Origin of the sequence: Mycetohabitans sp. B3 (genome assembly GCF_021498065.1) — a bacterium.
In the GTDB taxonomy this organism is placed as follows: domain Bacteria; phylum Pseudomonadota; class Gammaproteobacteria; order Burkholderiales; family Burkholderiaceae; genus Mycetohabitans.
Genome location: NZ_JAHLKN010000024.1, coordinates 1 through 25,278 on the forward strand (window position 1 = coordinate 1; position 25,278 = coordinate 25,278).

At 58.7% G+C, this 25,278-nt stretch carries 30 protein-coding genes and 2 pseudogenes; 10 read left to right on the top strand and 22 right to left on the bottom strand.

Annotation, left to right across the window (positions count from 1 at the left end; all coding sequences use genetic code 11):
- Nucleotides 1-403 precede the first annotated feature (403 nt).
- Complete coding sequence (locus tag KQH55_RS06425; RefSeq protein WP_139336937.1) at nt 404-817, top strand: hypothetical protein; 414 nt, start codon at nt 404-406, stop codon at nt 815-817.
- Nucleotides 818-903: 86 nt separating this feature from the next.
- Here KQH55_RS06425 and KQH55_RS06430 read toward each other — a convergent pair.
- From KQH55_RS06430 to KQH55_RS06455, 6 genes and pseudogenes are all read right to left on the bottom strand, one after another.
- Nucleotides 904-2,418 (bottom strand): annotated as a pseudogene (locus KQH55_RS06430) (SpoVR family protein); the annotation flags it as partial.
- A gap of 104 nt (nt 2,419-2,522) precedes the next feature.
- Complete coding sequence (locus KQH55_RS06435) at nt 2,523-3,791, bottom strand: YeaH/YhbH family protein (RefSeq protein ID WP_076797189.1); 1,269 nt, start codon at nt 3,789-3,791, stop codon at nt 2,523-2,525.
- A gap of 146 nt (nt 3,792-3,937) precedes the next feature.
- A complete protein-coding gene (locus KQH55_RS06440) occupies nt 3,938-5,860 on the bottom strand; it encodes a PrkA family serine protein kinase (RefSeq protein ID WP_076795161.1) in 1,923 nt (640 codons plus the stop codon).
- Between the two features lie 229 nt (nt 5,861-6,089).
- On the bottom strand, nt 6,090-6,428 hold the full coding sequence (locus KQH55_RS06445; protein WP_076784864.1) for a PfkB family carbohydrate kinase: 339 nt from the start codon (nt 6,426-6,428) through the stop codon (nt 6,090-6,092).
- A complete protein-coding gene (locus KQH55_RS06450; protein WP_235090427.1) occupies nt 6,425-7,414 on the bottom strand; it encodes a LacI family DNA-binding transcriptional regulator in 990 nt (329 codons plus the stop codon). Before KQH55_RS06450 ends, KQH55_RS06445 begins: the two co-directional genes overlap by 4 nt.
- 218 nt (nt 7,415-7,632) lie before the next feature.
- Nucleotides 7,633-8,103 (bottom strand): response regulator, encoded by a 471-nt coding sequence (locus tag KQH55_RS06455; protein ID WP_170872392.1) that lies wholly within the window; start codon nt 8,101-8,103, stop codon nt 7,633-7,635.
- 567 nt (nt 8,104-8,670) lie between these two features.
- Here KQH55_RS06455 and KQH55_RS06460 point away from each other — a divergent pair.
- From KQH55_RS06460 to KQH55_RS06470, 3 genes are all read left to right on the top strand, one after another.
- Nucleotides 8,671-9,207 (top strand): hypothetical protein, encoded by a 537-nt coding sequence (locus KQH55_RS06460; protein ID WP_076795164.1) that lies wholly within the window; start codon nt 8,671-8,673, stop codon nt 9,205-9,207.
- Nucleotides 9,208-9,341: 134 nt separating this feature from the next.
- A complete protein-coding gene (locus tag KQH55_RS06465; RefSeq protein WP_076784860.1) occupies nt 9,342-9,932 on the top strand; it encodes a YSC84-related protein in 591 nt (196 codons plus the stop codon).
- A 13-nt stretch (nt 9,933-9,945) separates the two neighbouring features.
- Entirely contained in the window at nt 9,946-10,092 is a 147-nt protein-coding gene (locus KQH55_RS06470) for a DUF3096 domain-containing protein (RefSeq protein WP_076784859.1), read from the top strand.
- An 89-nt stretch (nt 10,093-10,181) separates the two neighbouring features.
- Here the strand turns inward: KQH55_RS06470 and KQH55_RS06475 are convergent, their stop codons facing one another.
- From KQH55_RS06475 to KQH55_RS06535, 12 genes and pseudogenes are all read right to left on the bottom strand, one after another.
- The gene (locus KQH55_RS06475) at nt 10,182-11,282 is read right to left on the bottom strand and encodes a glycosyltransferase family 4 protein (protein ID WP_076797191.1); all 1,101 of its coding nucleotides are present in this window, start codon (nt 11,280-11,282) and stop codon (nt 10,182-10,184) included.
- Nucleotides 11,283-11,441: 159 nt separating this feature from the next.
- Nucleotides 11,442-12,842, bottom strand: a complete 1,401-nt coding sequence (gene otsA, locus KQH55_RS06480) for an alpha,alpha-trehalose-phosphate synthase (UDP-forming) (protein WP_076784857.1) — start codon at nt 12,840-12,842, stop codon at nt 11,442-11,444.
- An 80-nt stretch (nt 12,843-12,922) separates the two neighbouring features.
- On the bottom strand, nt 12,923-14,104 hold the full coding sequence (locus KQH55_RS06485; protein ID WP_139336936.1) for a mechanosensitive ion channel family protein: 1,182 nt from the start codon (nt 14,102-14,104) through the stop codon (nt 12,923-12,925).
- Between the two features lie 10 nt (nt 14,105-14,114).
- Nucleotides 14,115-14,468, bottom strand: coding sequence for a Rap1a/Tai family immunity protein (locus tag KQH55_RS06490; protein WP_370642954.1), 354 nt, complete (start codon nt 14,466-14,468; stop codon nt 14,115-14,117).
- A 69-nt stretch (nt 14,469-14,537) separates the two neighbouring features.
- A complete protein-coding gene (locus KQH55_RS06495) occupies nt 14,538-15,347 on the bottom strand; it encodes an ankyrin repeat domain-containing protein (RefSeq protein ID WP_370642952.1) in 810 nt (269 codons plus the stop codon).
- 49 nt (nt 15,348-15,396) lie between these two features.
- Complete coding sequence (locus KQH55_RS06500; RefSeq protein ID WP_076784853.1) at nt 15,397-16,179, bottom strand: TatD family hydrolase; 783 nt, start codon at nt 16,177-16,179, stop codon at nt 15,397-15,399.
- Between the two features lie 38 nt (nt 16,180-16,217).
- Nucleotides 16,218-16,726: pseudogene (locus KQH55_RS06505) on the bottom strand (N-acetyltransferase family protein).
- A complete protein-coding gene (locus KQH55_RS06510) occupies nt 16,723-17,802 on the bottom strand; it encodes a DNA polymerase III subunit delta' (protein ID WP_235090428.1) in 1,080 nt (359 codons plus the stop codon). The pseudogene KQH55_RS06505 and the gene KQH55_RS06510 overlap by 4 nt, the downstream one beginning before the upstream one ends.
- A 10-nt stretch (nt 17,803-17,812) precedes the next feature.
- Complete coding sequence (gene tmk / locus KQH55_RS06515) at nt 17,813-18,469, bottom strand: dTMP kinase (protein ID WP_083703665.1); 657 nt, start codon at nt 18,467-18,469, stop codon at nt 17,813-17,815.
- Nucleotide 18,470: 1 nt separating this feature from the next.
- Nucleotides 18,471-19,559, bottom strand: coding sequence for an endolytic transglycosylase MltG (gene mltG, locus KQH55_RS06520; RefSeq protein WP_076784851.1), 1,089 nt, complete (start codon nt 19,557-19,559; stop codon nt 18,471-18,473).
- 652 nt (nt 19,560-20,211) lie between these two features.
- Nucleotides 20,212-20,577 carry a type II toxin-antitoxin system HigA family antitoxin gene (locus KQH55_RS06530; RefSeq protein ID WP_076795169.1) on the bottom strand — a complete coding sequence of 122 codons (366 nt, stop codon included), beginning with the start codon at nt 20,575-20,577 and terminating at the stop codon, nt 20,212-20,214.
- Nucleotides 20,578-20,581: 4 nt separating this feature from the next.
- The gene (locus tag KQH55_RS06535) at nt 20,582-20,884 is read right to left on the bottom strand and encodes a type II toxin-antitoxin system HigB family toxin (protein ID WP_076795172.1); all 303 of its coding nucleotides are present in this window, start codon (nt 20,882-20,884) and stop codon (nt 20,582-20,584) included.
- 373 nt (nt 20,885-21,257) lie between these two features.
- Between KQH55_RS06535 and KQH55_RS06540 the strand changes: the two genes are divergently transcribed.
- Together KQH55_RS06540 and KQH55_RS06545 are read left to right on the top strand one after the other, a co-directional pair.
- The gene (locus KQH55_RS06540) at nt 21,258-21,527 is read left to right on the top strand and encodes a BrnT family toxin (RefSeq protein WP_076795174.1); all 270 of its coding nucleotides are present in this window, start codon (nt 21,258-21,260) and stop codon (nt 21,525-21,527) included.
- Complete coding sequence (locus KQH55_RS06545; protein WP_076795177.1) at nt 21,514-21,804, top strand: BrnA antitoxin family protein; 291 nt, start codon at nt 21,514-21,516, stop codon at nt 21,802-21,804. Before KQH55_RS06540 ends, KQH55_RS06545 begins: the two co-directional genes overlap by 14 nt.
- Before the next feature lie 6 nt (nt 21,805-21,810).
- Here the strand turns inward: KQH55_RS06545 and KQH55_RS06550 are convergent, their stop codons facing one another.
- Nucleotides 21,811-22,338, bottom strand: a complete 528-nt coding sequence (locus KQH55_RS06550) for a lysis system i-spanin subunit Rz (protein WP_235090429.1) — start codon at nt 22,336-22,338, stop codon at nt 21,811-21,813.
- A gap of 62 nt (nt 22,339-22,400) precedes the next feature.
- Between KQH55_RS06550 and KQH55_RS06555 the strand changes: the two genes are divergently transcribed.
- A complete protein-coding gene (locus KQH55_RS06555; RefSeq protein ID WP_076795182.1) occupies nt 22,401-22,601 on the top strand; it encodes a hypothetical protein in 201 nt (66 codons plus the stop codon).
- A 3-nt stretch (nt 22,602-22,604) separates the two neighbouring features.
- Nucleotides 22,605-23,000 carry a type II toxin-antitoxin system death-on-curing family toxin gene (locus tag KQH55_RS06560; RefSeq protein WP_076795185.1) on the top strand — a complete coding sequence of 132 codons (396 nt, stop codon included), beginning with the start codon at nt 22,605-22,607 and terminating at the stop codon, nt 22,998-23,000.
- A gap of 168 nt (nt 23,001-23,168) precedes the next feature.
- Here the strand turns inward: KQH55_RS06560 and KQH55_RS06565 are convergent, their stop codons facing one another.
- Nucleotides 23,169-23,480, bottom strand: coding sequence for a holin (locus KQH55_RS06565; RefSeq protein ID WP_076795188.1), 312 nt, complete (start codon nt 23,478-23,480; stop codon nt 23,169-23,171).
- A complete protein-coding gene (locus KQH55_RS06570; RefSeq protein WP_076795191.1) occupies nt 23,480-23,905 on the bottom strand; it encodes a glycoside hydrolase family protein in 426 nt (141 codons plus the stop codon). The genes KQH55_RS06565 and KQH55_RS06570 overlap by 1 nt, the downstream gene beginning before the upstream one ends.
- A gap of 154 nt (nt 23,906-24,059) precedes the next feature.
- Here KQH55_RS06570 and KQH55_RS06575 point away from each other — a divergent pair, with 154 nt between their 5' ends.
- Nucleotides 24,060-24,329 carry a type II toxin-antitoxin system RelE/ParE family toxin gene (locus KQH55_RS06575; RefSeq protein WP_235090467.1) on the top strand — a complete coding sequence of 90 codons (270 nt, stop codon included), beginning with the start codon at nt 24,060-24,062 and terminating at the stop codon, nt 24,327-24,329.
- A complete protein-coding gene (locus KQH55_RS06580; protein WP_235090430.1) occupies nt 24,301-24,600 on the top strand; it encodes an addiction module antidote protein in 300 nt (99 codons plus the stop codon). Before KQH55_RS06575 ends, KQH55_RS06580 begins: the two co-directional genes overlap by 29 nt.
- A gap of 475 nt (nt 24,601-25,075) precedes the next feature.
- On the opposite strand, the gene KQH55_RS16505 is transcribed toward KQH55_RS06580, so the two are convergent.
- The gene (locus KQH55_RS16505; RefSeq protein WP_255763088.1) at nt 25,076-25,207 is read right to left on the bottom strand and encodes a hypothetical protein; all 132 of its coding nucleotides are present in this window, start codon (nt 25,205-25,207) and stop codon (nt 25,076-25,078) included.
- Between the last annotated feature and the right edge of the window lie 71 nt (nt 25,208-25,278).

A 25,278-nucleotide genomic window follows, 5' to 3' on the forward strand; every position in this document is an offset into this window, starting at 1 on the left:
TCGCGCTCACCCAAACTGTCCATGATCACGCTGAAACGCCGTCCACCATCAGCCTGATTCGACCGTCCATGATCGCTGAAATACGCATACAGGCCTGCCCTTGGGAGGAAAAATGCGTATCAGTGACTTGCTGAATTCGGGGAGTGTCCCACCATGCGCTCACGAAGAAAAACAGAAAGGCGCCGACGTACAGCCTAGCAACTTACAGTCCCATGCGCGGCTAGACACGCTTGGAGGTCAAGACGGCCGCGTTACCAAAAGAAAGAAAAGCGCTGACTCCACTCGGTCCGCCATTAAGCAGTCGGGTCGATTTGCGCTGAAATCGTCGAGTCAGAACGGCGCGTTGGTGCTAGAACGAACCACTAAGCGCGCGTCCGATAAGAATCACACTGAAGACCCGACCATGTGGCTGGCCGCTAAAATTGCGACTGCAGAAGTCAGTACGGGAGGGCCCACTTTTTCGATGCTGGACTTCAGGCCGAAGCAGCCTCTCACAAGGTCTAAAGAATTGATCGGTACATTTCTTCAGCTTTGTTCCGACCCCAAGGCAGCGAAGTACGCAAGCCACTTGCGCCATTTTGTGAAATGGGCTGCAGAAGAGCCAGGCCGAGGAACGCTGGATGATGTAATAAATTCCGAGTTGACGCCGAAGAATCAGCCTACTATCAACGCTTGGCGGAAGGATCCACACAACCCTTACGCCCGCGAAGGTTACGCCGCATTTAATGCCTTACGGGCAACGTACGGTAAAACGGTCGACCCACACAATAAGCCGTTACCACGCTATGATACGTTGATGAACCTTAATGACGCTTAGAAAGCGACTTCCCTGCCGGGGATTTGTTGCTAGCCGTTGAAACTGCTGCAGCCGCACGCCGATTCGCGCAGCGATGCCGCCCGACCCTAGATCCGCACCGCTGGCGCGACGTAAGGACATTCGTAGCGCCGGCGCACCGTGCCGTTCTCGTCGACACTTTCCAGGTGCACGTTAAACTGCCACAGCCGCGCCATGTGTTTGAGCACCTCTTCGGTGTCGCTGCCCAGATGTCGATGGTCGGTCATGAAGTGACGCAGCGTGAGACTGCGATCACCTCGTGTATTCACTGACCATACTTGGATATTTGGCTCACGGTGATGGATATCATACTGGCGCGACAGCGCCTGCCGGACGTATTGGTAGCCGCTTTCATCATGGATCGCGGAGACTTCCAGAGCCTCTTTCGAATCGTCGTCCAGGATCGAGAACAGCCGCATGTCCCGGATCAATGACGGCGACAAATATTGGGCAACGAAGCTTTCATCTTTGAAGTTGCGCATCGCATAGTCGAGTGCCTCGAGCCACGAGCTGCCCGCCAAGTCGGGAAACCAGCGCCGGTCCTCGTCGGTTGGCTGCTCACAGATGCGGCGAATGTCCGTCATCATCGAAAACCCCAGCGCATACGGGTTGATCCCGCTGTAATACGGTTTGGTCACCGGTGGCTGGTAGACGACATTGCTGTGCGAATGCAGAAATTCGAGCATGAAGCCGTCAGCCAGCTTGCCTTCGTTGTACAGCGTATTGAGCAGTGTGTAGTGCCAGAAGCAGGCCCACCCTTCATTCATCACCTGGGTTTGCCGTTGCGGATAGAAGTACTGCCCGATCTTGCGCACGATTCGTATGACTTCGCGTTCCCATGGCTCCAATAGCGGGGCATTCTTTTCGGCGAAATACAACAGGTTTTCCTGCGGCTCGGGCGGATAGCGGGTTTCATCCGCGTCGTCCACGGTTTCGGGCTTGGAGCGCGCTGGCAGTGTGCGCCATAATTCGTTGACTTGCGTCTGCAAATACGCCTCGCGCTCGCGTTGCCGCTCCAGTTCCCGCTGTAGCGACAACTTTTGAGGACGCTTATAGCGGTCCACGCCGTAGTTCATCAGCGCATGGCATGAATCGAGCAACTCCTCGACGCGGTCCAGGCCGTAGCGCTCCTCGCATTCGGCAATGTAGTGCTTGGCATAGACCAGGTAGTCGATGATCGCGTGAGCGTCGGTCCACAGCCGAAATAGATAATTGCCTTTAAAAAACGAGTTGTGGCCGTAGGCCGCATGCGCGATCACCAGTGCTTGCATCGTCATCGTGTTTTCTTCCATCAGATAGGCGATGCAGGGATTCGAATTGATGACGATTTCGTATGCTAGTCCCATCTGGCCGCGCCGGTAGCTTTTCTCGGTCGCAAGAAAGTGCTTGCCGAAAGACCAGTGCCGGTAATTGACCGGCATGCCGACCGACGCATACGCGTCCATCATCTGCTCGGCGCTGATCAATTCCAGCTGGATCGGATAGGTGTCAAGTTTATAGTGCTCTGCCACGCGCGCAATTTCAGCGTCATAGCGTTCAATTAGCTCGAAGGTCCAGTCCGACGGACTCGGCAATGGCCGGCGACCATTGCCATGGTCGCTCGGTCGCATGCGGGTATCCCCGCTAGCATCGTCACCGAGCATCGCGACACGTTCCTCGCCCGGCTGGCGAGATTTTGGTTTGGAGTTCATGCGGCCACCTGTTTTTCGAACAATTCGCGAAACACTGGATAGATGTCCGCCGCGTCATCGACCTTTTTCATCGTGAAATGAGGTACTGCGTCAGCCAGCTGGCTGTATTCGAACCATAGGTTCTGCACTTCCTGGGCTACCTGGATATACGCAAAGTACCGCGTTTTTGGCAGGATGTCGTTTTCCAGCAGCTTACGGCATTTTGGCGAATCGTCCGTCCAATTGTCGCCATCGGATGCCTGTGCGCCATAAATATTCCATTCTGTCGGCGAATAGCGCTCGTCAATGATCTTCTTCATTAGCTCCAACGCACTGGAGACCACGGTGCCACCGCTTTCGGTCGAGTGAAAAAAAGTATCCTCGTTGACCTCTTCCGCACGCGTGTGGTGCCGGATGAACACCACCTCGATCTTTTCATAGTTACGCGTCAGAAACAGGTATAGCAGGATGAAGAAGCGCTTGGCCAAGTCCTTGCGCTGTTCGTCCATCGAACCGGAAACGTCCATCAAGCAAAACATGACTGCCTGGCTGGACGGAGTGGGTTGCTTGACGCGATTCACGTAGCGCAGGTCGAATGGGTCAATGAACGGTATCCGCCAGATGCGTCCCTTCAGGTGATGGATTTCATCCTCGAGCCGTTTGATCTCGGCCCGGCGATCGCCCGGGTCGTCCTTCAACTCGTCCAGTTGCGCCTCGAGTTCGCGCAGCTGGTTGACCAACGGCGCACCAAGCGCGATGCGCCGACTCAGCGCACTGCGCAATGAGCGCACGACGTCGATGTTGTTCGGCGTGCCTTCGGTCGCCCAGCCGGCACGCTGGTTCTTCCAACTTGGCACCGCCATCAGGTGTGTCTTAACCAATCGTGGCAGTTCCAGGTCGTCGAAGAAATACTGCATGAATTCCTCGCGAGACAACTCGAACACGAAGTCGTCCTGCCCCTCGCCTTCGTTGCTCGCCTGTCCTCCGCTCCCACTCCCCCCACCGCCGGGCGGGCGCGGAATTTTGTCGCCTTTCACGTAGTCCGCGTTGCCTGGATGGACGATTTCGCGCCGCCCGCCCGGTGCATGATGGAACATCGGCTCGCCGATATCCTTCTTCGGAATCGTGATGCTCTTCGTACTCTGGATGTCCTTGATGCTGCGGTCGCGCACGGCCTCGGACACCGCTTCGCGGATATAGTGCTTGACCCGTCGCAAGAAGCGTTCGCGATTCGCAATACTCTTATTCTTGCCGGCAAGTCTGCGGTCGATGATCTGATGAAGCACGTTGCCGTCCCCCGCTGTCGTGAAAGGCGCAACCCGCGCACGCGGCGCGGCGACGCGCGCGGTGATGTTCGCCGCCGCGCCGGCACCGCCCCGGTACACAAGACGCCGCGTTGCTTATGGCGCCAATACGCTATGCACGCTTGCTGTTAGGAAGACTTGCGCACGCGTAGATACCAGTCGCACAGCAGGCGGACCTGCTTAGGCGTGTAACCCTTGGCGACCATCCGGTTGACGAAGTCCTCATGCTTGCGTTGCTCCTCGGCGGAGCCCTTCGCGTTGAATGAAATAACCGGCAGAAGTTCCTCCGTGTTGGAGAACATTTTCTTCTCGATCACAACACGCAGCTTTTCGTAGCTGATCCACGCCGGATTCTTGCCACCATTAGCTGCACGCGCACGCAGGACAAAGTTGACAATCTCGTTGCGGAAATCTTTTGGATTACTGATTCCCGCCGGCTTTTCGATTTTCTCCAATTCCGCGTTCAACGCCGCGCGATCGAAGCTCTCGCCGGTGTCGTGATCCCGGAACTCTTGATCCTGGATCCAGAAGTCCGCATAAGTCACATAGCGGTCGAAAATGTTTTGGCCGTATTCGGAATACGATTCCAGATAGGCAGTCTGGATCTCTTTGCCGATGAACTCCGCGTAGCGCGACGCCAGAAGCTCCTTGACGAACGATAAGTACTTTTGTTCAATTTCCGGTGGGAACTGCTCGCGCTCGATCTGCTGCTCGAGCACGTACATCAGGTGTACCGGGTTGGCGGCAACCTCAGCCGTGTCGAAATTGAACACCCGCGACAGGATCTTGAACGCGAAGCGTGTCGAGATGCCTGTCATGCCTTCGTCAACGCCAGCGTAGTCGCGATACTCTTGGTACGACTTCGCCTTCGGATCGGTGTCCTTCAGGTTTTCGCCGTCATAGACCAGCATCTTAGAAAACAGACTGGAGTTTTCCGGCTCCTGCAAGCGAGTTAGCACGGCGAACTGCGCCATCATCTTCAGCGTGCCCGGTGCACAAACAGCGGAACCGAGCGACGAGTTCCGGATCAACTTGTCATAAATCTTGATCTCTTCCGAGTAGCGTAGGCAGTACGGCACCTTGATCACGAAAATCCGATCGAGCAGCGCCTCGTTATTCTTGTTGTTCCGGAATGCTTTCCATTCCGATTCGTTCGAGTGCGCAAGGATAATACCGTCGAACGGAATCGCGCCGAAGCCCTCCGTACCCTTGAAGTTGCCTTCCTGCGTGGCGGTCAGTAACGGGTGCAGCACCTTAATCGGAGCCTTGAACATTTCGACGAACTCGAGCAGGCCCTGGTTGGCCAGGCACAGTCCCCCCGAGTAGCTGTACGCGTCGGCATCGTCCTGCGCATACTGCTCCAGCTTGCGGATATCGACCTTGCCGACCAGCGATGAGATGTCCTGGTTGTTCTCGTCACCCGGCTCGGTCTTCGCAATTCCAATCTGACGCAGCACCGATGGATAGCGCTTGACCACGCGGAACCGGCGGATATCGCCGTTGTACTCGTGTAGGCGCTTGACGGCCCACGGAGACAGGATACTTTTCAGGTAGCGGCGAGGTATTCCATACTGCTCTTCAAGGATCGGGCCATCCTCGTCGTAGTCGAACAAGCCGAGCGGTGATTCGTTGACCGGCGAGCCTTTAATCGAGTAGAACGGCACTCGCTCCATTAATTGCTTCAAACGCTCCGCGATCGACGATTTACCGCCGCCGACCGGCCCAAGTAGATACAGGATCTGTTTCTTTTCCTCGAGCCCCTGTGCAGAATGGCGGAAATAGGCGACGACCTGCTCGATTACCTCTTCCATGCCATAGAACTCACGGAATGCCGGGTAAATCTTGATGACTTTGTTGGCAAAAACACGCGACAACCTCGGATCATTGCGGGTATCGACGTGTTCCGGCTCCCCGATCGCCATCAACATGCGTTCGCCAGCCGTGGCGTACGCGGCAGGATTGTTCTTGCACAGTTCGAGATACTCTTCTAACGAGAACTCTTCCTCTCTCGTCTTTTCGAAGCGGGTCGCGAAACTGTTGTAAATATCCATACCACCTCCTCGCCGATATTCAACGAGAGCTGCCGGTCAAGCGCCGCGGTGCACGCGTCGTATCACGCGCTCGGGCCGGTCGACCGGCATGCCCTTAGACTCATCCTAATCCTATTTCGGGAGAATTTCACCAACCGCACGTAGTGTTTGCTAAGATAATTTAACCGCTGGCGCGCCATACACCGAAGCCCTACAATATTGATCCCGCACCGTTCGCTGTGCAACGTTATCATGACATCGGTATTGGCTTGCTTTCAACCCTGGCCAGTCGCAGCGGTGGGCTGAGCTGACCCGCCGAACAATCGATGCCTTCGGCCCAAAGCGCGTTGACCAACGACCCACTGTTGGGATCATCGCCGACGCGGCCGATCATCGACGCCTGTGCCCCAAGCCGAGTGGCGACGACGGTCTGGTTAGCGCCCTTGCCGCCCGAAATCAACGCGAAGTTGTGTCCACTCAGCGTTTCGCCAGAAACGGAAGACGCGGTGCGCACCGCCAGGTCCACGTTTAAGCTGCCGACCGCGGTAACACGGCCGGTGCACGTATGTGGCCGTTGTACGCTCGTCATAGGGCCGCCGCAGTGGACTCGCGCACCGCCAACTGTGGCGTGACGACGCGCCGTTGTGGACCCCCTTGCACATTGCCACTGATACGCTCGAACAAGGTCTGCGCCGCCGCCTCGCCAAGCTGCAAAATCGACTGGCCTACGGTGGACAGCGCCGGGTAAACATAGCGGGATAACTCGATATCGTCGAATCCGATAATCGACAACTCCTCCGGCACCTGGATCTTGCGCTTGGCCGCCGCTCGCAATGCGCCCATGCCCATTATGTCGTTGCTGGCAAAGATGGCGCTGGGCTTCACGCGGTCGAGCAGCCGGCTTGCGGCCACATAGCCGCCTGGGATCGTGAAACCGCCCTCGACGATGCCGTCCTTGACAATCTCAATGCCACGCTCGGCCATCGCGCGTAGAAAGCCCTGGACGCGCATCGCGCTGACCGCCATCTGCACCGGCCCGGTGATGCAACCGATGCGTACGTGGCCGAGTTCCAGCAGGTGGCAGGTGGCTAGATACGCGCCGCGCTCATGGTCGATCTGCACCAGATCGGCGCTCGGGCCCTCGATTTCCCGGTCCACCACTACGATCGGTACGCCAGCGGACGCCAGCACGCTGTCCGCGCCGGCCGACGCGACAATCAGCCCATCGATGCGCTTTTCCTGTAACACTCGCAGATAATTGCGTTGCTTGGTCGGATCGTCATCCGAATTGCATAAAAAGACACAATATCCGGTTCTTTCGCAGTGGTCTTCGATGCCGCGCGCCAACTCGGCAAAGTACGGATTCGTGCCGTTTGGAATGACCAGCCCGATCGTCGCCGTGGAACGCGCCTTCAGTGAACGGGCAACCGCCGACGGCACATAATTCAGTTGCCTGATCGCATGCTCGACCTTTGCCCGCACATCGGCACTGACCGGACGGGAATTATTCACCACATGCGAAACGGTGGTAAACGACACGCCTGCAAGTGCCGCCACGTCCTTGATCGTCGTCATTGCCAGTTACTCTTGAGGTTTGAAAGCGCCGATACCTAACATACGGTGCCCTCGTCCGCCAGCGCGTCGTCAAAGCCGCGGGTCGATGTGTCAACGTCGACATGTCGTTGCCGAGGAAACAGTGTTGCGCAAAGCGACGTTATTTCGAGCTGTGATGGTATGGAGGGGAGCCGGCGCGTCGCCCGGGCATATTCATCCTAGCTCGGTTCCGCCACCGCTCATTGACGACCGGAGCGCTGCGACGCGTGGGTAGCGAAGTGGTGATCGATCAGCGACAGCAGCGTATCGACGTCCACCGGCTTGACCTGATGGTGGTTGAAACCGGCCGCGCGGCTGCGAGCGATGTCGTCGAACTCGCTCAGCCCCGTCAACGCGATGATCAGCGCGTCACGTGTCGACGGATGCTCGCGCAGCCGGCGCGCGACGTCGTAACCACTCATGCGCGGCATCGCCAAGTCGAGCAGCACGATATGTGGGGCGAAATGCGTGGCGCATTCCACTGCGGTGGGACCGTCGAGCGTCGCCTCGACCTGGAAACCCTCGATTTGCAGCAGCAATGCCAGCCCCTCGCACGCGTCTTCGGCGTCGTCGACCACGAGCACGCGCAAACCATGTCGGGCAAGGGCCCCACCGGCCGCGGCCGTGGCGGATGACACGGAACTAGAGGGCTGGACAGGCTGCGATGCCATTGTGAAATCGGACGTTAGACAAATGAACAGTAGGAATGCTGCACTACAGAGTGCCATGCAGCACGGCGGTCGTTAAGGAAGCAAACGCTGTTCCAACGTGAAGGCAATTACCGCAATCTGTGTTGGGGCATTCGCCTGCCATCGCGCTGCGTGTACCAATGACGACTTACGCGCCGCGCCGGGATGCCCCTGTGGTCGTCGGCCGAGGCGCGCGATAGGGCACCTTTACACCGGCTTTGCAGAACTTACCGGTCGAACTTTTGCAATATTGACCGACACAGACTGGTACAACGCGCCATTGTTGCACATAAAGCATGCCACGCACCGCCGGCTCGCCGCGCAAGGTCCCCACGAAAGGTTGCCTAGATGCCAAGCCGACAGCTGACGCACGCCGCCTCAGGATCGCATCGCGGTCGATGCGGCCGCTCGTGGTGCGGTGCACCGTGTGCAGCGCCGTCGAATTCTCTATGATCGGGATACGGCGGCCTGTTTAAGCCGAATGGCCAGCTGATCGCTGCAGACGCCGTTGTTTCGTGACCACACACCAATGGCGGACGGAGGCGCATGATGGCATGGAGACCGAACCGCTGGATCAGGCGTTGGCTGATCGCCACGTTCGTATGGGCGGTGCCCGTCGCGCTGATTACAATTCACGAGATCCAGGTCGAGATGGCCTACAATCGCACCGATCTGCAACGCGCGCTCGGCAATTGGAAACTCAGCGCGCCCGAGCGTGCCATGGACGCGGCTGGCCGTTGCGCCGGGACCGCGGAGCAGGCCCGGGCGGCCGGATGCCCGGCCGCGATTGTGTCGGCGCATGCGTCGGCATTGCAGGCAGCGCAGGACGACTATGCGAGACGCCGGCGCACGCTGCTGTCGTACCTGAGCCAGGCCATCTTCGGCTATTGGGTCGTGCCCTCGTCGTTTGTCTTCGCTGTCGGCCTAGTTGTCGTATTCGTGCGCTTGGCGTTGCGACGCCCCTCGCCTAAGCGGCCGGGGCGCACACCGACGGCCTCATCCGAGTTGTCTGGCACACCGGCGCCTGCCCCGCCCTGCCGTGCCGGACCTGACGCCAACACCAGGCTCGATGGAATCGACAGTTGAGACACACTCGCATTGAGGGCCCTGTATCGAGCAATTGGGCAACCGTCCGGGTTATTTGGGGAACCATTACGCAGTTGGCCCGCTCCATGCTTCAGTGTCGTGGCAGTTCCCCGAAAGCAACCTAGGAGAATGAGATGGAAAGAAGAAAGTTCATAGTGACGACCTCCGCCCTACTCGCATCAGGCGGCCTCGCGCTCACCGGTTGCACGACGACCACCCAGACTTCTGCGTCGAGGGCATCCGGCAACGCAGCCAAGCGCCAGAGCATCAATACTTCGGTCAATGAAACGTTGGCACGCCTCTATACCACCGCCAACGGTTCGCGGGAGCTGGTCGCGAAGTCCCGTGGCGTGCTGGTGTTCCCGTCCGTCGTGTCCGCAGCCTTCATTGTCGGGGGCCAGTATGGCGAAGGTGCGCTGCGTGTCGGTGAAGAGACGGCTGGCTATTACAGTACCGCAACGGGCTCGTTCGGCTTGCAGGCCGGTGCGCAATCCAAGGCGCTGGTTTTCCTGTTCATGACGCAGGACTCACTGGACAAGTTCCGCAACAGCGAAGGCTGGGCCGTGGGCGCCGATGCGACCGTCGCGGTGCTGAAAGTCGGCGTGAACGGCAAAATCGATACCACCACGGCCACCGCGCCGGTGCAGGCGTTCGTGCTGACGAATGCGGGCCTGATGGCCGGCGTGTCGTTGGAAGGCACGAAGGTGACGAAACTGAAGCTCTAAGCCGCGCGCGCTCATGAGCCTGACCGTGACAGCGGGCCCGGTGGTGGCGCTGGTCGCCGACATTCTGATCCTGTTGATACCGCGACTATTGAATATCATTATCGCGTTGTATCTGATCATTATCGGCCTGTTTGGCTTGTTCGGTGACAAGCTGCATTGACACGGACGGTAGCTCAACGCATGGCCCCTGGTGGGGCCAGGTTGCCCGCGCGGGGCCGGCGGCTCGTCACGCAAAGCGACGTGGCGGCGTCAGCTTGCCGCGTCCACCGGGCTGTGTAGTTTGGTCGGCGCTGCGCGATCGATAACTTTGAAGCGCGCGCGCCGCTGCGCGCGTACGACCGTATGGTAGGCTTCTAGATACTGCTGCGCCATGCGGCGCGACGTGAAGCGTCGCTCGAAGCACGCTCTCACGCGTTCACGCGACAACGTGCCAACGCGGTTGACCGCCGCAACCGCACTGATTTCGTCCTCTACGATGAAGCCAGACTGCGCTTCGTCGATCACCTCTGACACCGAACCCCGGTTGAACGCGATGACCGGTGTGCCGCAGGCCATCGCCTCGATCATCACCAGACCGAACGGCTCGGGCCAGTCGATCGGAAACAGTAGTGCGTGTGCGCCAGACAGGAAGTGCGCTTTTTGCTCGTCAGCGATTTCCCCAATGAACTCGACGTGCGGCAACGCCAACAATGGCCGTATGTCGCGCTCGAAATACTGCTGGTCGGCGGCGTCGACTTTGGCGGCGATGCGGATCTTCATGCCGCAGAATCCGGCGATCCGGATCGCGATATCGACACGTTTTTCCGGCGATATCCGGCCAAGGAACGCTAGGTACTGTGGCTGCACGGGCTGTGGCGTGTACAGCATCTCGGGCAGGCCGTGGTAGACGGTCGTCAGCCACTTCGCCTGCGGCAGCGGCTCGCGCTGTGCGTCCGAGATCGATACGACCGCTGCGTTCGAGAAAGTGTCGAAGATCGGCTGTTGTTCCGGCAGGTCCAGCCGCCCATGCAGCGTAGTGATAAAGGGCGTGTCCTGGCGGCCGAACAGCGAAAACGAGTAGTAGTCCAGGTGAAAATGCAGCACGTCGAATTCTCTCGCTTGCTGCCGCACCCGTTCCATCAACAGCATATGCGGAGCGATCCGATCGCGAATAGCGGGATCGAGTCGCAGCGCCCGCGGCCAGACCGGCACAAGCTTGGCCCGAGTGTCCGAGTCTGCGCTGGCGAACAGCGTCACATCGTGGCCGAGATCGACCAGCGCTTCGGTGATATACGAGACGACGCGCTCCGTGCCACCATACAGCTTAGGCGGCACCGACTCGGTAAGTGGCGCGATCTGGGCAATCCTCATGCTTGTCTCCGATTTAGAAATTTCCGCGGTGATGCGGTCATCGGGCCTGCAACCGGGCGTGCCAGTATGACACACTGCACGTGCACGTTTGCACCCTGTTTCACCACGCAGCTGCCGCAGCACGGGCGCCTGCCGTGGAAACATCAGCGCGGTGGCCGGTCAATGCTGCCCCGGCACCGCGCGTGCGTGCCCGCGCAAATCGGCGATGAAGGTGTCGCGCCAGACGCCCAGGTCATTATCGCGCAGATGTTGCATGTTGGTCTGGTAGCGCTCTTGTCGCTCCACCAGTGGCATCGCCAACGCATGCTCAAGGGCCTCGGACATACCGATAATATCGTACGGGTTGGTGATCAGTGCCCCGGGCAGCTCCAGCGCCGCGCCGGCAAAGCGCGATAGGACCAGCACGCCAGGATCGTCCGGATTTTGGGCGGCAACATACTCCTTGGCCACCAGGTTCATTCCGTCACGCAGTGGCGTGACCAGGCCGATTTGTGACTCGCGAAATAGCGACATCAGCTTCCAACGGTCATAGCGCTGGTTTAAATATCGGATCGGCGTGTAGTCCAGGCCGGAAAACCGGCCGTTGATCCGGCCGGCCTCATATTCGAGGCTCTGCCTAATTTCCTGATACGACTGAACGTCCGAGCGCGTGGGCGGGGCCACCTGAACGAGCGTGACATTGCCGCGCCAGTGCGGCGCACGCTCTAGCAATTGCTCGAATGCCCGGAAGCGCTCGACAAGCCCCTTCGAGTAATCGAGCCGGTCCACGCTCATAATCAGCTTGCGCCCTTCCAAGCTTTGCTTTAGTTCCAGCACGTGTTGCCGGCTCTCGTGGCGACGCGCTTGCTCAGCGATGTCATCGGGGAAAACACCGATCGGGTAGGCAGCGCCGTGCAATACGCGCCCGTATGCCTCGATCCGGCCGTTGTCCCACACTTTGCCCTGCGCGTGTCGCTCGACATAATCGGCGAAGGCGCGCAGATCGACCGCGGTTTGGAAACCCACCACGTCATAGCTGCACAGCACGCGCACCAGTTCGTCGTGCGGCGGGATGTTCAGCAGAATCTGCGGCGATGGAAACGGGATATGCAGAAAAAAGCCGATCCGGTTCTGCACCCCAAGCTGGCGCAGCGCATCGCCGAATGGGATCAAGTGATAATCGTGGACCCAGATCACATCGTCAGGCCGCAGCAAAGGCAGTAGCTTCTGCGCAAGCCACCGGTTCACGCGCAGGTACCCTGCATAATCTGCGCGGTCGTAGACGGCCAGGTCATTGCGATAGTGGAAAACAGGCCACAGCGTCGCATTCGAAAAACCGCGATAGTATTGATCGTAGTCTTTGCGCGTCAGCCCGACGGTTGCGAACGTGACCTTGCCGTCCTCTACGAGCGTCGGCGTAGCGTTTGCGACCGTTTCGCCGACTACGTCGCCACTCCAGCCGAACCAGACCCCTCCCGTATCCTTCAGCGCGCCGAACACGCCGACGGCGAGTCCACCGGCGGATCCCTTGCTCTCAGTGGGGGTTGCGACGCGATTCGACACTACGACCAGTCGGCTCATTCGCTTATTCTCCGTCAGTTGCTGAATGGGACATGTCGGTTATGACCGATAGCGCGCCGCTGCGGTTCACTCAATGCGCGTCAATCGTCCCGGCGCATCGCCACCGGGTCGGCCTCCGTATGGGCGGCGGTCTTGGACGCTTCCGGTGGCGTGGCCTCGTGCATCGGCTGCGGTTCGGCCTGCAGTGCACGTTCACGTTCAGTGGACAGATCCGCCCGCATCTTCGGCAGGCACTCTGGATAATAGCGCTGGATGAAGGCAATCAATCCTTCTCGTACGCGGCAACGCAAATCCCAATTCAGGCCCGAATCGCTCGAGCTGACCAGTACCCGCAATTGCATCGCGCGATCGGTCGCGTCGGTAACTTGCAATACTTGGACACGCCCATCCCATTCCGGGGCATTGCTGACGATACGTGACAGTTCCTCGCGCAACGGCGGCAACGGCATCTTGTAGTCGACAAACAGGAATACCGTGCCGATGATCTGCGAACTGCTGCGGGTCCAGTTCGTGAACGGATTTTCTATCAACCATTGCAGTGGCACGATCAGCCGCCGCTGATCCCAAATTCGAACGGCGACATAGGTACCCGTGATTTCCTCAATCCGTCCCCACTCGCCTTGGATCACCACCACGTCGTCAAGTCGGATCGGCTGGGACAGCGCAATCTGCAACCCAGCGATCATATTGCCCAGCACTGGTCGCGCCGCGATACCGGCGACCAGACCGGCGACGCCCGCCGACGCGAGCAGGCTCGTGCCGACCTGCCGCACGTTGGGAAACATCATCAACATCGACGCGATGCCGAGCATCACGATCAGCGTCATCACCGACCGAGCAAGCACGCGCGTCTGCGTGTGGATGCGTCGCGCATGCAGGTTGTCGGCCGTGTCCAACGGGTTCGCGGCGACGATTGCATTGCCTACGCCGGCAACCGAACGTACGGCCAACAGCGTCAGCATGCCGATCAACGTCAGGCCACCAACATCGCGCGCGACGCGGATCAACGCCAACTCGTCCGGCGCCTCGTGCAGCACCAGTTCGATAGCCAGCATCGCCAGCGCGTAAAGCGATGGCCACTCGATCGCCCCCGTCACGACAGCCAAGATCGGATAGGGCCGCGTCACGCGACGCATGATCCGGGCGCCGACCCAGTGCCCGGCGCGCACGCACACCACCGCGATCACGGCAACGACGATCAGGCCGGTCCACGAATGCAGCGGCGAAGCAGCAATGTTGCTGATCGGTTCAAGCCAGCTCACCAGCGCTCCATCACTTGCCTGTTGAGCATGGATAGCTCTTGCCCAACCCCAGTGCGACGACCGTACTGGCGTTGTAGTCCTTTGCGTTTGGCGTATTTGCCAAATACTTGCGCACCGCGTCAGTCAACTCCGCCGCTTTCACGTTATCGGGCAAGCAAAAGTACTGCCCTACACGCGGCCCTGTCGTACCGCCAATGGCTTCGATCGTATTGAACACACCATCCGCTGCACCTTCGATGTAGGCTTCGCACGACACGCGCGATTTCACATCAGTGCGCTGGCACAGACGGTCCAGGTCTGCGCCGGTGAACGCGTAAGCGTTCATCGGCACACTGATCGCAAACATTGCGATGGCGCGGAGCAATGTCCGTAGCATGGTGTTCCTTATGTTGTAGTCAAGATCCGGCACGGCGTACCGCCGTGCCGGGCCGGGTTATTTTGTACTGCCTGCGTTACCTGCACTGCCACCGGCCGTGGCAGGCGGGCGTGAATCCTTTTGTCTTTGTTGCACTTGTATTTTCTCCAGTCGCGCGGCTAGGCTGTCCGCGATGTCTTTCTGGTTGTATTGTTTCGCAAAATCGATCGCGGTCAATTCCAACTGGTTCTTCAACGTCAGGTCGGCGCCCTCGTCAAGCAGCAGCTTCACGGTCGTGATATGGCCGCCGCGCGCGGCCATCATCAGCGGCGTGGTGCCGTTCGGCGATGCGGCATCAATGTATGCGGAATGATCGATCAGCAGCTTGACGACCTCATCCTGGCCGGTCGTCGCTGCGTAATGCAGCGGTGTCCAGCCCGACTTGTTGACTTCGGCCCCCTTCTCGATCAGCTGCTTGACCAGCTCAGTCTCGCCGTTGAGCGCGGCCAACATCATCGCGTTCTCGCCAGCACGATCCAGCTTCCCCAGGTCAGTCTTCGGTTGGTCCGCCAACAGCGCGGCGACCTTTTCGGACTTTTCTCGCGCGGCGAGTACCAGCATCGGCATGCCGCCAGCATCGACCAGGTTCGGATCGATACCGGCGGCGAGCAGCTTGCGCACCGCGTCGACATCGTCGAACTTCACCGCCTTGATCATCGCGTCGGCCGGGCTCGCTTGCGCTGTTGACGGGATCGCGGCCCCTATCCCCATCGTCAATGCGCACGTGAGCCATGCCCCAGCCAGCCAGCGCGCTGAGCAACGGTGCAATACCCGGGCGGCGGTAAACGATGAGCGAATGACATCGGAAAACCCAGCGAAATTATTCATACATGACATGAGTTATTTGTCTAATTTATCAATTATAGAAAATTAGATCTCAACATTTTGCGCTGCGGAACAGCCGAAAAAAGTTGGCCGACGTCGCCGCGCCAAGTTGCTCCACGTCGATGCCACGCAGCTGCGCGACGAAACGTCCGACATGGCTGACATACGCAGGTTCATTGGGCTTGCCCCGGTACGGCACAGGCGCCAGGTAAGGCGAGTCTGTTTCGATCAACAAGCGTTCGAGCGGCACTTTGCGAGCGACCTCCTGGATTTGCGTCGCGTTCTTGAATGTCACAATGCCCGACAGCGAAATAAAAAAATTTTGCTCGAGCGCCGCCTGCGCAACATCCCACGTTTCGGTGAAACAATGCATCACGCCGCCGACTGCGGCTGCGCCCTCTTCCTGCATGATCCGCAGCGTATCCTGTGCGGCGGCACGCGTGTGGACGATCAATGGCTTGTCGGCAGCGCGCGCAGCTTGGATATGTGTGCGGAACCGTTGCCGCTGCCATGCCATGTCGTCCAGTGTGCGGCCTTCGAGCCGATAGTAATCCAATCCGGTTTCACCAATCGCAACAACCTTCGAGTCCTGCGCGAGCGAGACCAATTCGGCAACGTCCGGCTCGCGCGCGTGCTCGTGATCCGGATGCACGCCCACTGACGCGAAGATATGTGAATGCGCATGGGCAATCGCCAGCACGGACGGGAACGTCTCGAGATCGACGCTGACGCACAGCGCATGAGTCACCGCACTGACGCGCATCTGCTCGAGCACGTCCGGCAGGCGCTCGGCCATTCCGTCGAAGTTGATGTGGCAGTGTGAATCGATAAACATCGGTACCCCGCGGCGCCGCCGCGCTATTGAAACTGACTTTACGCGCCAGCGGTGAGCCGGCGCCCGACAATGACCACGTCGCGCTCGATGCCATCCAGTGTCGCGATCCGCGGCAACCGGCCCCAATCATCGAAGCCGTAACGGCGGAACAAACGCAGGCTGGGCTCGTTGTGGCCAAAGAGGAAACCGAGCACCGTGTGCACGCCCAACGAGGGCACATGCTCGAGCGCCGCAGACAGCAATGTGATCCAAGCCCTTGCCCGCGTACCGACGCGTGCAGGTAGAGGCTCACTTCGGCCGTGTGGCGGTAGGCTGGACGGCCATAGAAGTCAGAAAAGCTCACCCATACGACTACCCTGCCGTCGCGCTCCACGACCCACAGCGAGCGCCTATCTGGAGCATATGCATCGAACCAGTCGTGCCGGCTATCGACACTGACAGGCTTCAGGTCCGCAGTCACTTGCCTGGGGGAAACCGTCGAATTATAAATCGCGATGACCGTCGGCAGATCGGCGCGTGTAGCGACGCGATAGGGCATGTGCGTCATGGGTTGCTCCCGAACATGCTCCGATAATGGATAAACAGCTCTTCGAAAACCAGTCGGCCATTCAGCGGATGCTGCTCGACGGCCCGTTGTTGCGTGATCCGCTTCAGGCACTGGGCGACCTGCAAAGACGTGGCACTTTGTGCAACATACTCGAGCGCGTTGCGGTGCGCTGGGAAGTAGCGTGGCTCGCCGCTCATCTGCATGGCTAGCACGTCATAGAGCCATCGTTGCAGCCAGCCGAGTACCGACGGCCCCGGCGCCTTTTGCAGGGCTTCGCCGCAGGCGAATGGGTCGCACGCCGGGCCGGCCGCAAGTTGCTCAAGCGTAAAGCGCTTGAGCGGCGCGTGCTCGTCGCGGGCAACGGCCAGCGCGGCCAATGGCGCGCCGCCGGCTTCTGCGAGTACCCCCGCCGGATCGTCAATGGACTGGCTACGGAGCCAATCCGAGGCACTCGCCGCGTCGGGCATCGCCAGCGGCCATTGTCTGCAGCGGCTCACGATGGTCGGCAGCAAACGCTCCACGTTCGCGCTCACGAGCAGGAACACCACGCCGGACGGCGGCTCCTCCAGCGTCTTGAGCAGTGCGTTGGCTGCCGCCACGTTCAGCGCCTCGGCCGGGAACAGTACCACCACGCGCCGACCGCCGCGGTGCGAGCCAATGCAGCAGAAATCGAGTAGCGCCCTGACCTGCTCGATTCTGATCTCCTTGCTCGGCGCCTTGGATTTCTTGCCGCCTGCGCCAGCACTTGCGCCATCGTCGTCGCCCGTGCGCTCACCGTTGGCATTCTTGCCGATATCGCTGCTCGCTTGCAGCGGCGTGGCCTCGGCGGCGACGGCCTCGGGGCAGACGAGCCTGAAATCCGGATGATTGCGTTGCAGGAACCAGGTGCATGCGGCGCACTGCCCGCACGCGCGTGCGTCATCACGAGGCTGTTCGCACAACAAGCTCTGCGCAAGCTCGCAAGCGAAATCCACCTTGCCGATGCCGGCCTGCCCGTACAACAACAACGCGTGAGGCCAATGTTCGCGCAGTGCCTGGATACGCGTCCAGTCGTCGTATTGCCATGGATACGGCATTTTCTATCGATCAAAGAGTGAGGAGAATAGCTTCGAGCTGTTCGCGCACTTCGGCGATCGAACATGTCGCATCGACGATCGCAAACCGCGCTGGTGCCTGCGCGGCGCGGCGCAGGTATTCGGCACGGGTGTGCGCGAAGAATTCGTTCGACTCGCTCTCGAACTTATCGGGTGCGCGAGCCCCGCCACGCCTTGCACTGGCGGTATCGGTCGGCACGTCGAACAGCACGGTGCGATCCGGTTGCAGCCCGGCCTGCACCCAGTGCTCGAGCACCTGCAGCTTGTCGATCGACAAGCCGCGCCCGCCGCCCTGGTAGGCAAATGTCGCATCCGTGAAGCGATCGGACAGCACCCAGTCGCCACGGGCGAGCGTCGGCTCGATCACCGCGGCGATATGCTCGCGACGCGCCGCAAACATCAGTAATGTCTCCGTTTCCAAATGCATCGGTTGGCGCAACAGGATTTCCCGCAGCGTCTCGCCCAGCGGCGTGCCACCCGGCTCGCGTGTGACGATGACACTGGCACCCTGCCGCGCGGCGCGCTCGGACAGCCGGTCGCAAAACCACGTCAGATGAGTCGTCTTGCCAGCGCCATCGATCCCTTCAAACGTAATGAATTTGCCGCGCGGCCGGGGCCCGTCGTGGCGGCTGGTCGTGATATCCATCATGTCACTGGCCCCTGATGTACTTGTCGACGGCCTTGTTGTGATCGCCGAGATTGTCGGAAAAATGACTGCTGCCGTCGCCGCGCGCGACGAAATACAACGCGCTGCTGGCAGCCGGGTGCAGCGCGGCTTCCAGCGACGCGTTGCCGGGTAGCGCGATCGGCGTGGGCGGAAGCCCGCCGCGCATATAGGTATTGTACGGGGTGTCAGTCTGCAAGTCCTGCTTGCGCAACCGGCCAGCGTACGATGTGCCAAGCCCGTAGATTACAGTCGGATCGGTTTGCAATGGCATCGACAGACGTAATCGGTTGACAAGTACCGCAGCCACCAGCGGCCGGTCTTGCGCGCGGCCGGTCTCCTTCTCGACAATCGAGGCCATTTTCAGCGCATCGTAGGGCGTCGCATAGGGCAGCCCCAGCGCGCGGCCCTCCCATGCCTGCTGCACCCGCAGATGCATCAACTGGTATGCACGGCGGTAAATGTCTAGGTCGCTGGTGTTCTTGTCGAACAGGTACGTATCTGGGAAGAACAGGCCCTCGGGTTCCTGCGCAGGCGCGCCTCGCAGCGCCGGCATGCGGCGTGCGGGCGGCGATGCCGGCGACGTGCCCGCCGCGCGTGGGTCGGTGGGTGCAATGTCGGCCAGAATCGCGCGCATCAATTGCGCGTCGCTGAGCGCGGCGGAATCATGGCGCAACGCCGGGTGCGCGTTGATCTCGTCGCGCATGCGGCGAAACGTCCAACCCTCGATGATCGTAACGACGTATTGGTTGACGTCGCCGCGCGCCACCTTCTGCAACACGCCGTATGGCGTGACCCCGGTCGAGAACGCGTAATTGCCGGATTTCAATTGCGAGGACAGGCCCAGCACGCGGGCCATTAGCACGAACAAGCGCGGCTCGACCGGCACGCCGCCGCGGCGCAATTGGACGGCGACGCTGCGCAGGCTGCTGCGCGGCTTGATCGTGACATCAAGTGGCGAAGGCGTGATCTGAAGGGGCGTGCGAGCCCAATACCAAACGGCGCCACACGCCGCGACGACGGCGACTGTCGCGACCGCCGCCGTGGCGAACAGCACTTTCTTGAACAGGGACATGCGAAACAGGGTTGAGCAAGACTCAATATAATACAGTTGCTAAATTTGGCGGTCTCCCGCCACAGTAGGCGAATCCAGCCGTTATACCTGTACCTTTGGCGCGTTTACGATGAGCGTGTAAGTCATTGATTTGTATACAGCAGATTTTTGCCTATGGCACAGGGTTTCAGCATAATCCGAGGCAGTAGCGAGTGTAGCTCAATGGTAGAGCAGGAAGCCTCCAAGCTTACGGCCGGAAAGTGCGCTGGAAGCGTCAAGGTAGCGGGAAGAGCGGCGGTGTCCGCGTCGTCGGTCTGTCGCAAACTTAGTTTGCTACGGTACTCGGCGTTTCCGTGCGCACCCTTCAGGAGTGGGAACAGGGGCATCGCAAGCCAATCGACTTGGGGTTATATCGGTTCCTCAGGAATGGCTTTCACGGATCGCGCCGACTTGATATGGTCGTGTGCAATTTATACATCACGGCTGGTGCTTGCCGCAATCCGCTGTCTCCGGTCTCACCGCGCACACGTAACCTTGAAGCGCACGAGCCTGTCTATCTCTCGCTGGTCGTCGGCCGCGACGGCGAAAACACACTGCACCGGAATTGGATCATGGCCCGCAAACCCTTGTCCTACTTAGGGCGGCTTTAGCGTTGCGGAACAAAATTCGGATATCAGCAGGGCTTTCCAATCAGTGCTTCAGCAGGAATGTGCAGCCCGTGATGCAAGCGCCTAATCATGTTCAGGCTAAGGTTGCGAGTACGGTTTAGCACTTCATACACTCGACTTGTACTACCAAAGTAGGGTTGCATGTCAGCCACCGACAAATTGCCTTGTTCCATGCGAAATTTGATCGCCTCAATCGGATCCGGTAATTCCAGTGGAAAGTGCTTGGCCTCGTAGTTCTCGACCAAGGCCGATAAAATTTCCAACTGGTCGCCTTCCGGGGTGTTGGGCGCAGGATCAGCATCCACCAGCGCGGCAATAGCTTTCAGTGCTTCACTGTAATCCTGCTCAGTGTGAATCGGACGAATTTCCATTTTGTTACTCCAGTTCCACCGTTAAGGCATCGATTTTGTCGTATTCGGCGTGAGTACCGACAAATTTGATGTAAACCACGCCTAGGCGGTAGGCGACGGCCACAATCAGACGATAAGCGTTTCCTTTGATGTTGAACACAACCCGGTTACGCCCAACGAAGCTGACTGACGCGTAACGTTCCTTAATATCTTGCGGCGATGTCCATATGGCGCTACGGGCCTCTTCATGCCATGCCAACAATGCTTGCTTGGCAGCCGGGTGTTTTTCACAGAAAGCAGCCAAATTTTTCTTCGCAACGATACGCATGAAGTCATCATAGTCCCATTTTGGGACTCCTGCAAGCCCTGGGTAAAGGCCATTCTTGTGTCATGATGTTACACCTATTGGTGGAAGAACGACGATAGATTTTATTTATTATGCGAGTTTGTTTACTAAAGCAAATAGCGGGCGAAGCTTGTCTATCTCTCGCTGGTCGTCGGCCGCACCAGCGAAAACGCATTGCGCAACTCGCCAGCTAGCCAGCGGATCCGGTGTGCATTGCCTCAAAATGGGGTTACTGAATTGATCTTCTCCTCGGTTTAGAGTTCGAGTTAGATGCTAGACCGAAGGTCAGATCATCCAATATTGTCGGCACAAAAAATCCTTGACATACTAAATTATTGTATGCACAATAAATGTCATGGAAATCTCATTCGACCTCGCTAAAGACGCAAAGAACATTGAGAAGCACGGCGGTGTGTCTCTCGCCGACGCAAAGGCATTCGAGTGGGATAGCGCTGTGATATGGCCTGACCAACGGAAAGCCTACGGTGAAAACCGGATGATTGGTTTAGGCTACATTGGTAAGCGCCTGTTCAATGTAGTGTTTGTTGACCGCGATGGAATTCGCCGCATCATCAGTCTGCGGAAAGCCAACCTCAGAGAGGTGAAACGTTATGCCCAAGCTTAAACCCGGAACAATTTTCCCCACCCCAGAGGAAGATGCAGCCATCACCGCTGCGGCTATATCTGACCCCGATGCGGTGCCACTGACCGACGACGAGTGGAAAGCTGCACGGCCATCTGCTCGCATCGGCCGCCCGAAGGCGGAAGTCACGAAAGAGCGCATTACTATTCGTTTGTCGCGTGATGTAGTGACACAATTCCGCGCAACCGGCGAAGGTTGGCAGACGCGCATTGATGCAGCTCTGCGACAGTTCATCTCGGAGCATCCGTTGTCTCGATAGTGCTGTTCACTGACAACCGATAGTCCCGGGCCGCACCGTACATACGTAGCGCTGTAGCGCACGAAGCTTGTCTATTTCGCGCTGGTCGTCGGCGGCGACGGCGAAAACGCGCTCTGCAACCGCTGCGTCGAGGTCTGCGTAGGCGGTGGCTCCATCGCCCACCCTGGCGGTGCCGGCAGTTCCGGACAGATCATCGCCACGGGTTGAACAGTTTGCGACGGCGACACGCAGCCGCTCAGCACCAACGGCAAGAGCAGCACGGTAACGGCGGCTGTCGGTTTCATGGGCTTGGCGTTCCTTTGTCAGTTGTGCATTGAGCGCTTCGATTTTTTCCGTTGCGATTTTGCGGTTCTGCAATGCTTTGCGTTCAGCAGCCAGAGCGGCATCGGAAATGGCTTTCAGGTCGAGGGCGTGCCGCTCGCGAACAGCTGCGGCTCGGGCATGCGCCTGCGCAAGCTGGACGCGGAAGTAAAAATTGACCGCTGCGCCGCAGAGCATTGCAGCGACGGCAAGGAGTGCCCAGAATAGCTTCATGTGCATGATCCAAATCACGAGTAAAATAAATAATTCGCTGATAGCTTAAAGAGGCAGGCCCTATGGAGAGGAAATCAATCGGACGCTTCAGCGCGGAGCAAATCGAGCAGGCTCGGCGTCGTTATGCGCAAATGCCTAAACGTCCAATCGTTGACATGACCGAAGCGATGAAGACACCCGAAGACCGCCGGAAAGTCCAGGAATCCATCGATCACGTAATGAAGGTTCACGCCCATGCCTTAAAAATCCTCAAGGATCGCTGACCCGTGCTAAGCGCCGAATATGTGATTGCGGTCCACGACAAGATCCTGCATGTCGAGGGGGGACTACCCGGATTCTCTGGCGGTGGCCCCGGCGCAGTCGATGCTGTACTGGCTCGTGTCGAAAATCGTATCTACTACGAAGGCATGGATGACCCATTTGCGATTGCGGCTATGTATGCAATCGCCATTGCGCGCGGTCACGTATTTAATGACGGTAACAAGCGTACCGCTCTCAGTTGCGCAGTTGCATTCCTCGACTATAACGGCTATTCGATCCCCACAGTTTCTGAACAGGCGGATGCCGATCTGGCCGAAATTATGGTCGGCGTTGCCGAAGGCACGATTGACCACGAGCAAATGAGCGGATACCTCCTCGCCCTCTACTTCGGTTTCCTCTAGCCTAAGTCAATTTCACCAACCGGGAAACCGCTGTGCTGCACGAGTTTGCCAAAAACTCAAGATCGTCTTGACAGCACCCGATGCCGCGCTCAAAACGCTGTATATTTAAGCACAGTGTACGGCAAACCATGTCTATTAGAAGCAACGAGGTGGCGGTTGACGCTGGGGTTACTGTGTATCTGAGCCTTTACCTTGTCCGGCCGGCATTCGCCCGACGAATTTTTGGACGACCGCCTCAAGCGCGTTTTGACCCAGGATGCCAAACAGCGACGCGGTGCCCACTAGCCCTGTCGGGGATAAGTCGGGGAATGCCGTCAAGACTGCCCCAGCACTCATCGACAGTCCCGCACCAACAATGGCACGGCCAACCACCAGTCGCGGCCTGACCCGCTCGCCATCGGCAAGCAGCTTGCCCAGCCCGAGTATTGCGCCGATGACGGCCAACGCCAGTACATTCTTTTCGTGTTCATCGAGTTGCATCAACTTGCTCCGGTGCGCATCATGGTCGCAAGACGGCATGCGCGAGCGCCGACTTGTGTGGCCCACTTTGATGCGAGCATGCCGTTGGCCGCCTTCGCATAATCACCGCGCTGCATTGCAGCCAGCGTGTCCGCAAACGTAAGCAGCTTGCCGCCCAGGTTGAAGGCCATATTGATGAGCACGCGCTGGCGTACCGCATCGAGACTTCGCCACCAAGGCAGGTGATGGTCGAGCCATGTCACCGAGTGCATCACATCGTTTTCCAGCAGCAAGTCGCATTCGCTCTCAGCAATCCCGACATCAGTCAGATTGCGGCCAACGCCAATCGTGGTTTTGCCGACCGTATCCAGGTAAGGCTTCAAACGCCGCCCTTCGTCGCGGCTCAATTCCGACAGAAGCGTCGGCATGTCGAATGTTTCTCTCATGTGCGTTCCAGTTCAAGGCAGTAAACAAAAAAGCCGCACGAGCGGCTGATAGTCAAAATTCTCTTGCTATTTGTATCCAATTGGATACTATGCTTGCATAAATACCATCACCGCTACCGAAGAATTCAGCGCATGGGTTGACGGTCTCACAGACTTGACGGCGCGTGCCGCGATCTACCTGCGGATCAGGCGAGCGGAGCAAGGAAACTTCGGTGAGTACAAGGTGTTGGACGACGGCGTATCAGAAATGAAGAGCAACGTCGGGCAGGGTTACCGAGTCTACTTTGCGCGTGAAGGGCGCGTAACATACTTGCTGCTTTGCGGTGGCGAAAGTCAACGCAAAAGGCCGATATCAAACGCGCGAAAGCCATGTGGAAAGCGATCAAGGACCAGACATGAGCAAAATCAAGATTTCACGTTTTGATGTGTCGGAACACCTGGACAGCGAGGAGATGATCGCGGCCTATCTCAATGCCGCTATCGCGGAAGGCGATCCTGATCTACTCACGGCGGCAATTTCAGATATTGCGAAAGCTCGCGGTATTGCGAAGATCGCAGAGACAGCAGGACTAGGCCGTGAGAGCATATACAAAACACTGTCACCAGGATCAAAGCCGCGTTACGAGACAATCGTCAAGCTATTGCATGCGCTTGGTGTAAGGCTCTCGGTTGAGCCTGAGAAGGCCAGCGCGTGACAAGTCGGTTGACTGGCTTACGCAGACACAAAGACAGCTCAGGCTGCTTGCGCATTAGACAGCCCGACCGTTCTCGGTATCGTTTTCCATCTTTGTCCATAGTCTACGGATCGGATTGGCTGCGATGGTCGCGCAGCTCATATCCTTCTCCATTGGCCTTAAGACAAGCACCTTCCGCACGACGATGGCGTCGGTGCCAATATGCTTTGTCTTGCGCCTAGGATTCCGCTGGGGTGATGGTGGAAATCGGAGTCCTTTTCTTGCTGCGGCTCATCCCCTCCGCCAGTTCAGTGCGTTCGGCATAGGCCCTTTGAACAAGCCCTAACATGCCGCCCATGGTAAAGGCTATATTGTGATAATGACACGCTGGCGTACCGCATCGAGACTTCGCCACCAAGGCAGGTGATGGTCGAGCCATGTCACCGAGTGCATCACATCGTTTTCCAGCAGCAAGTCGCACTCATTCCTTACTGATTCAGACATATGTTAAATTTCGTCCGACACCGGCGGTGGTTTTGCCACCCGTACCCAGGTAGGGTTCCAAACGCCACCCTTCGTCGCGGCTCAGTTTTGACAGAAGCACTGGCATATCGAGTGTTTCGGTCATAGGCATTCCAGTTCGAGACTGGTGAACGAAAAAAATCGGCGTAGGTCGGATTCGTAGAGAGGATTGGCTGG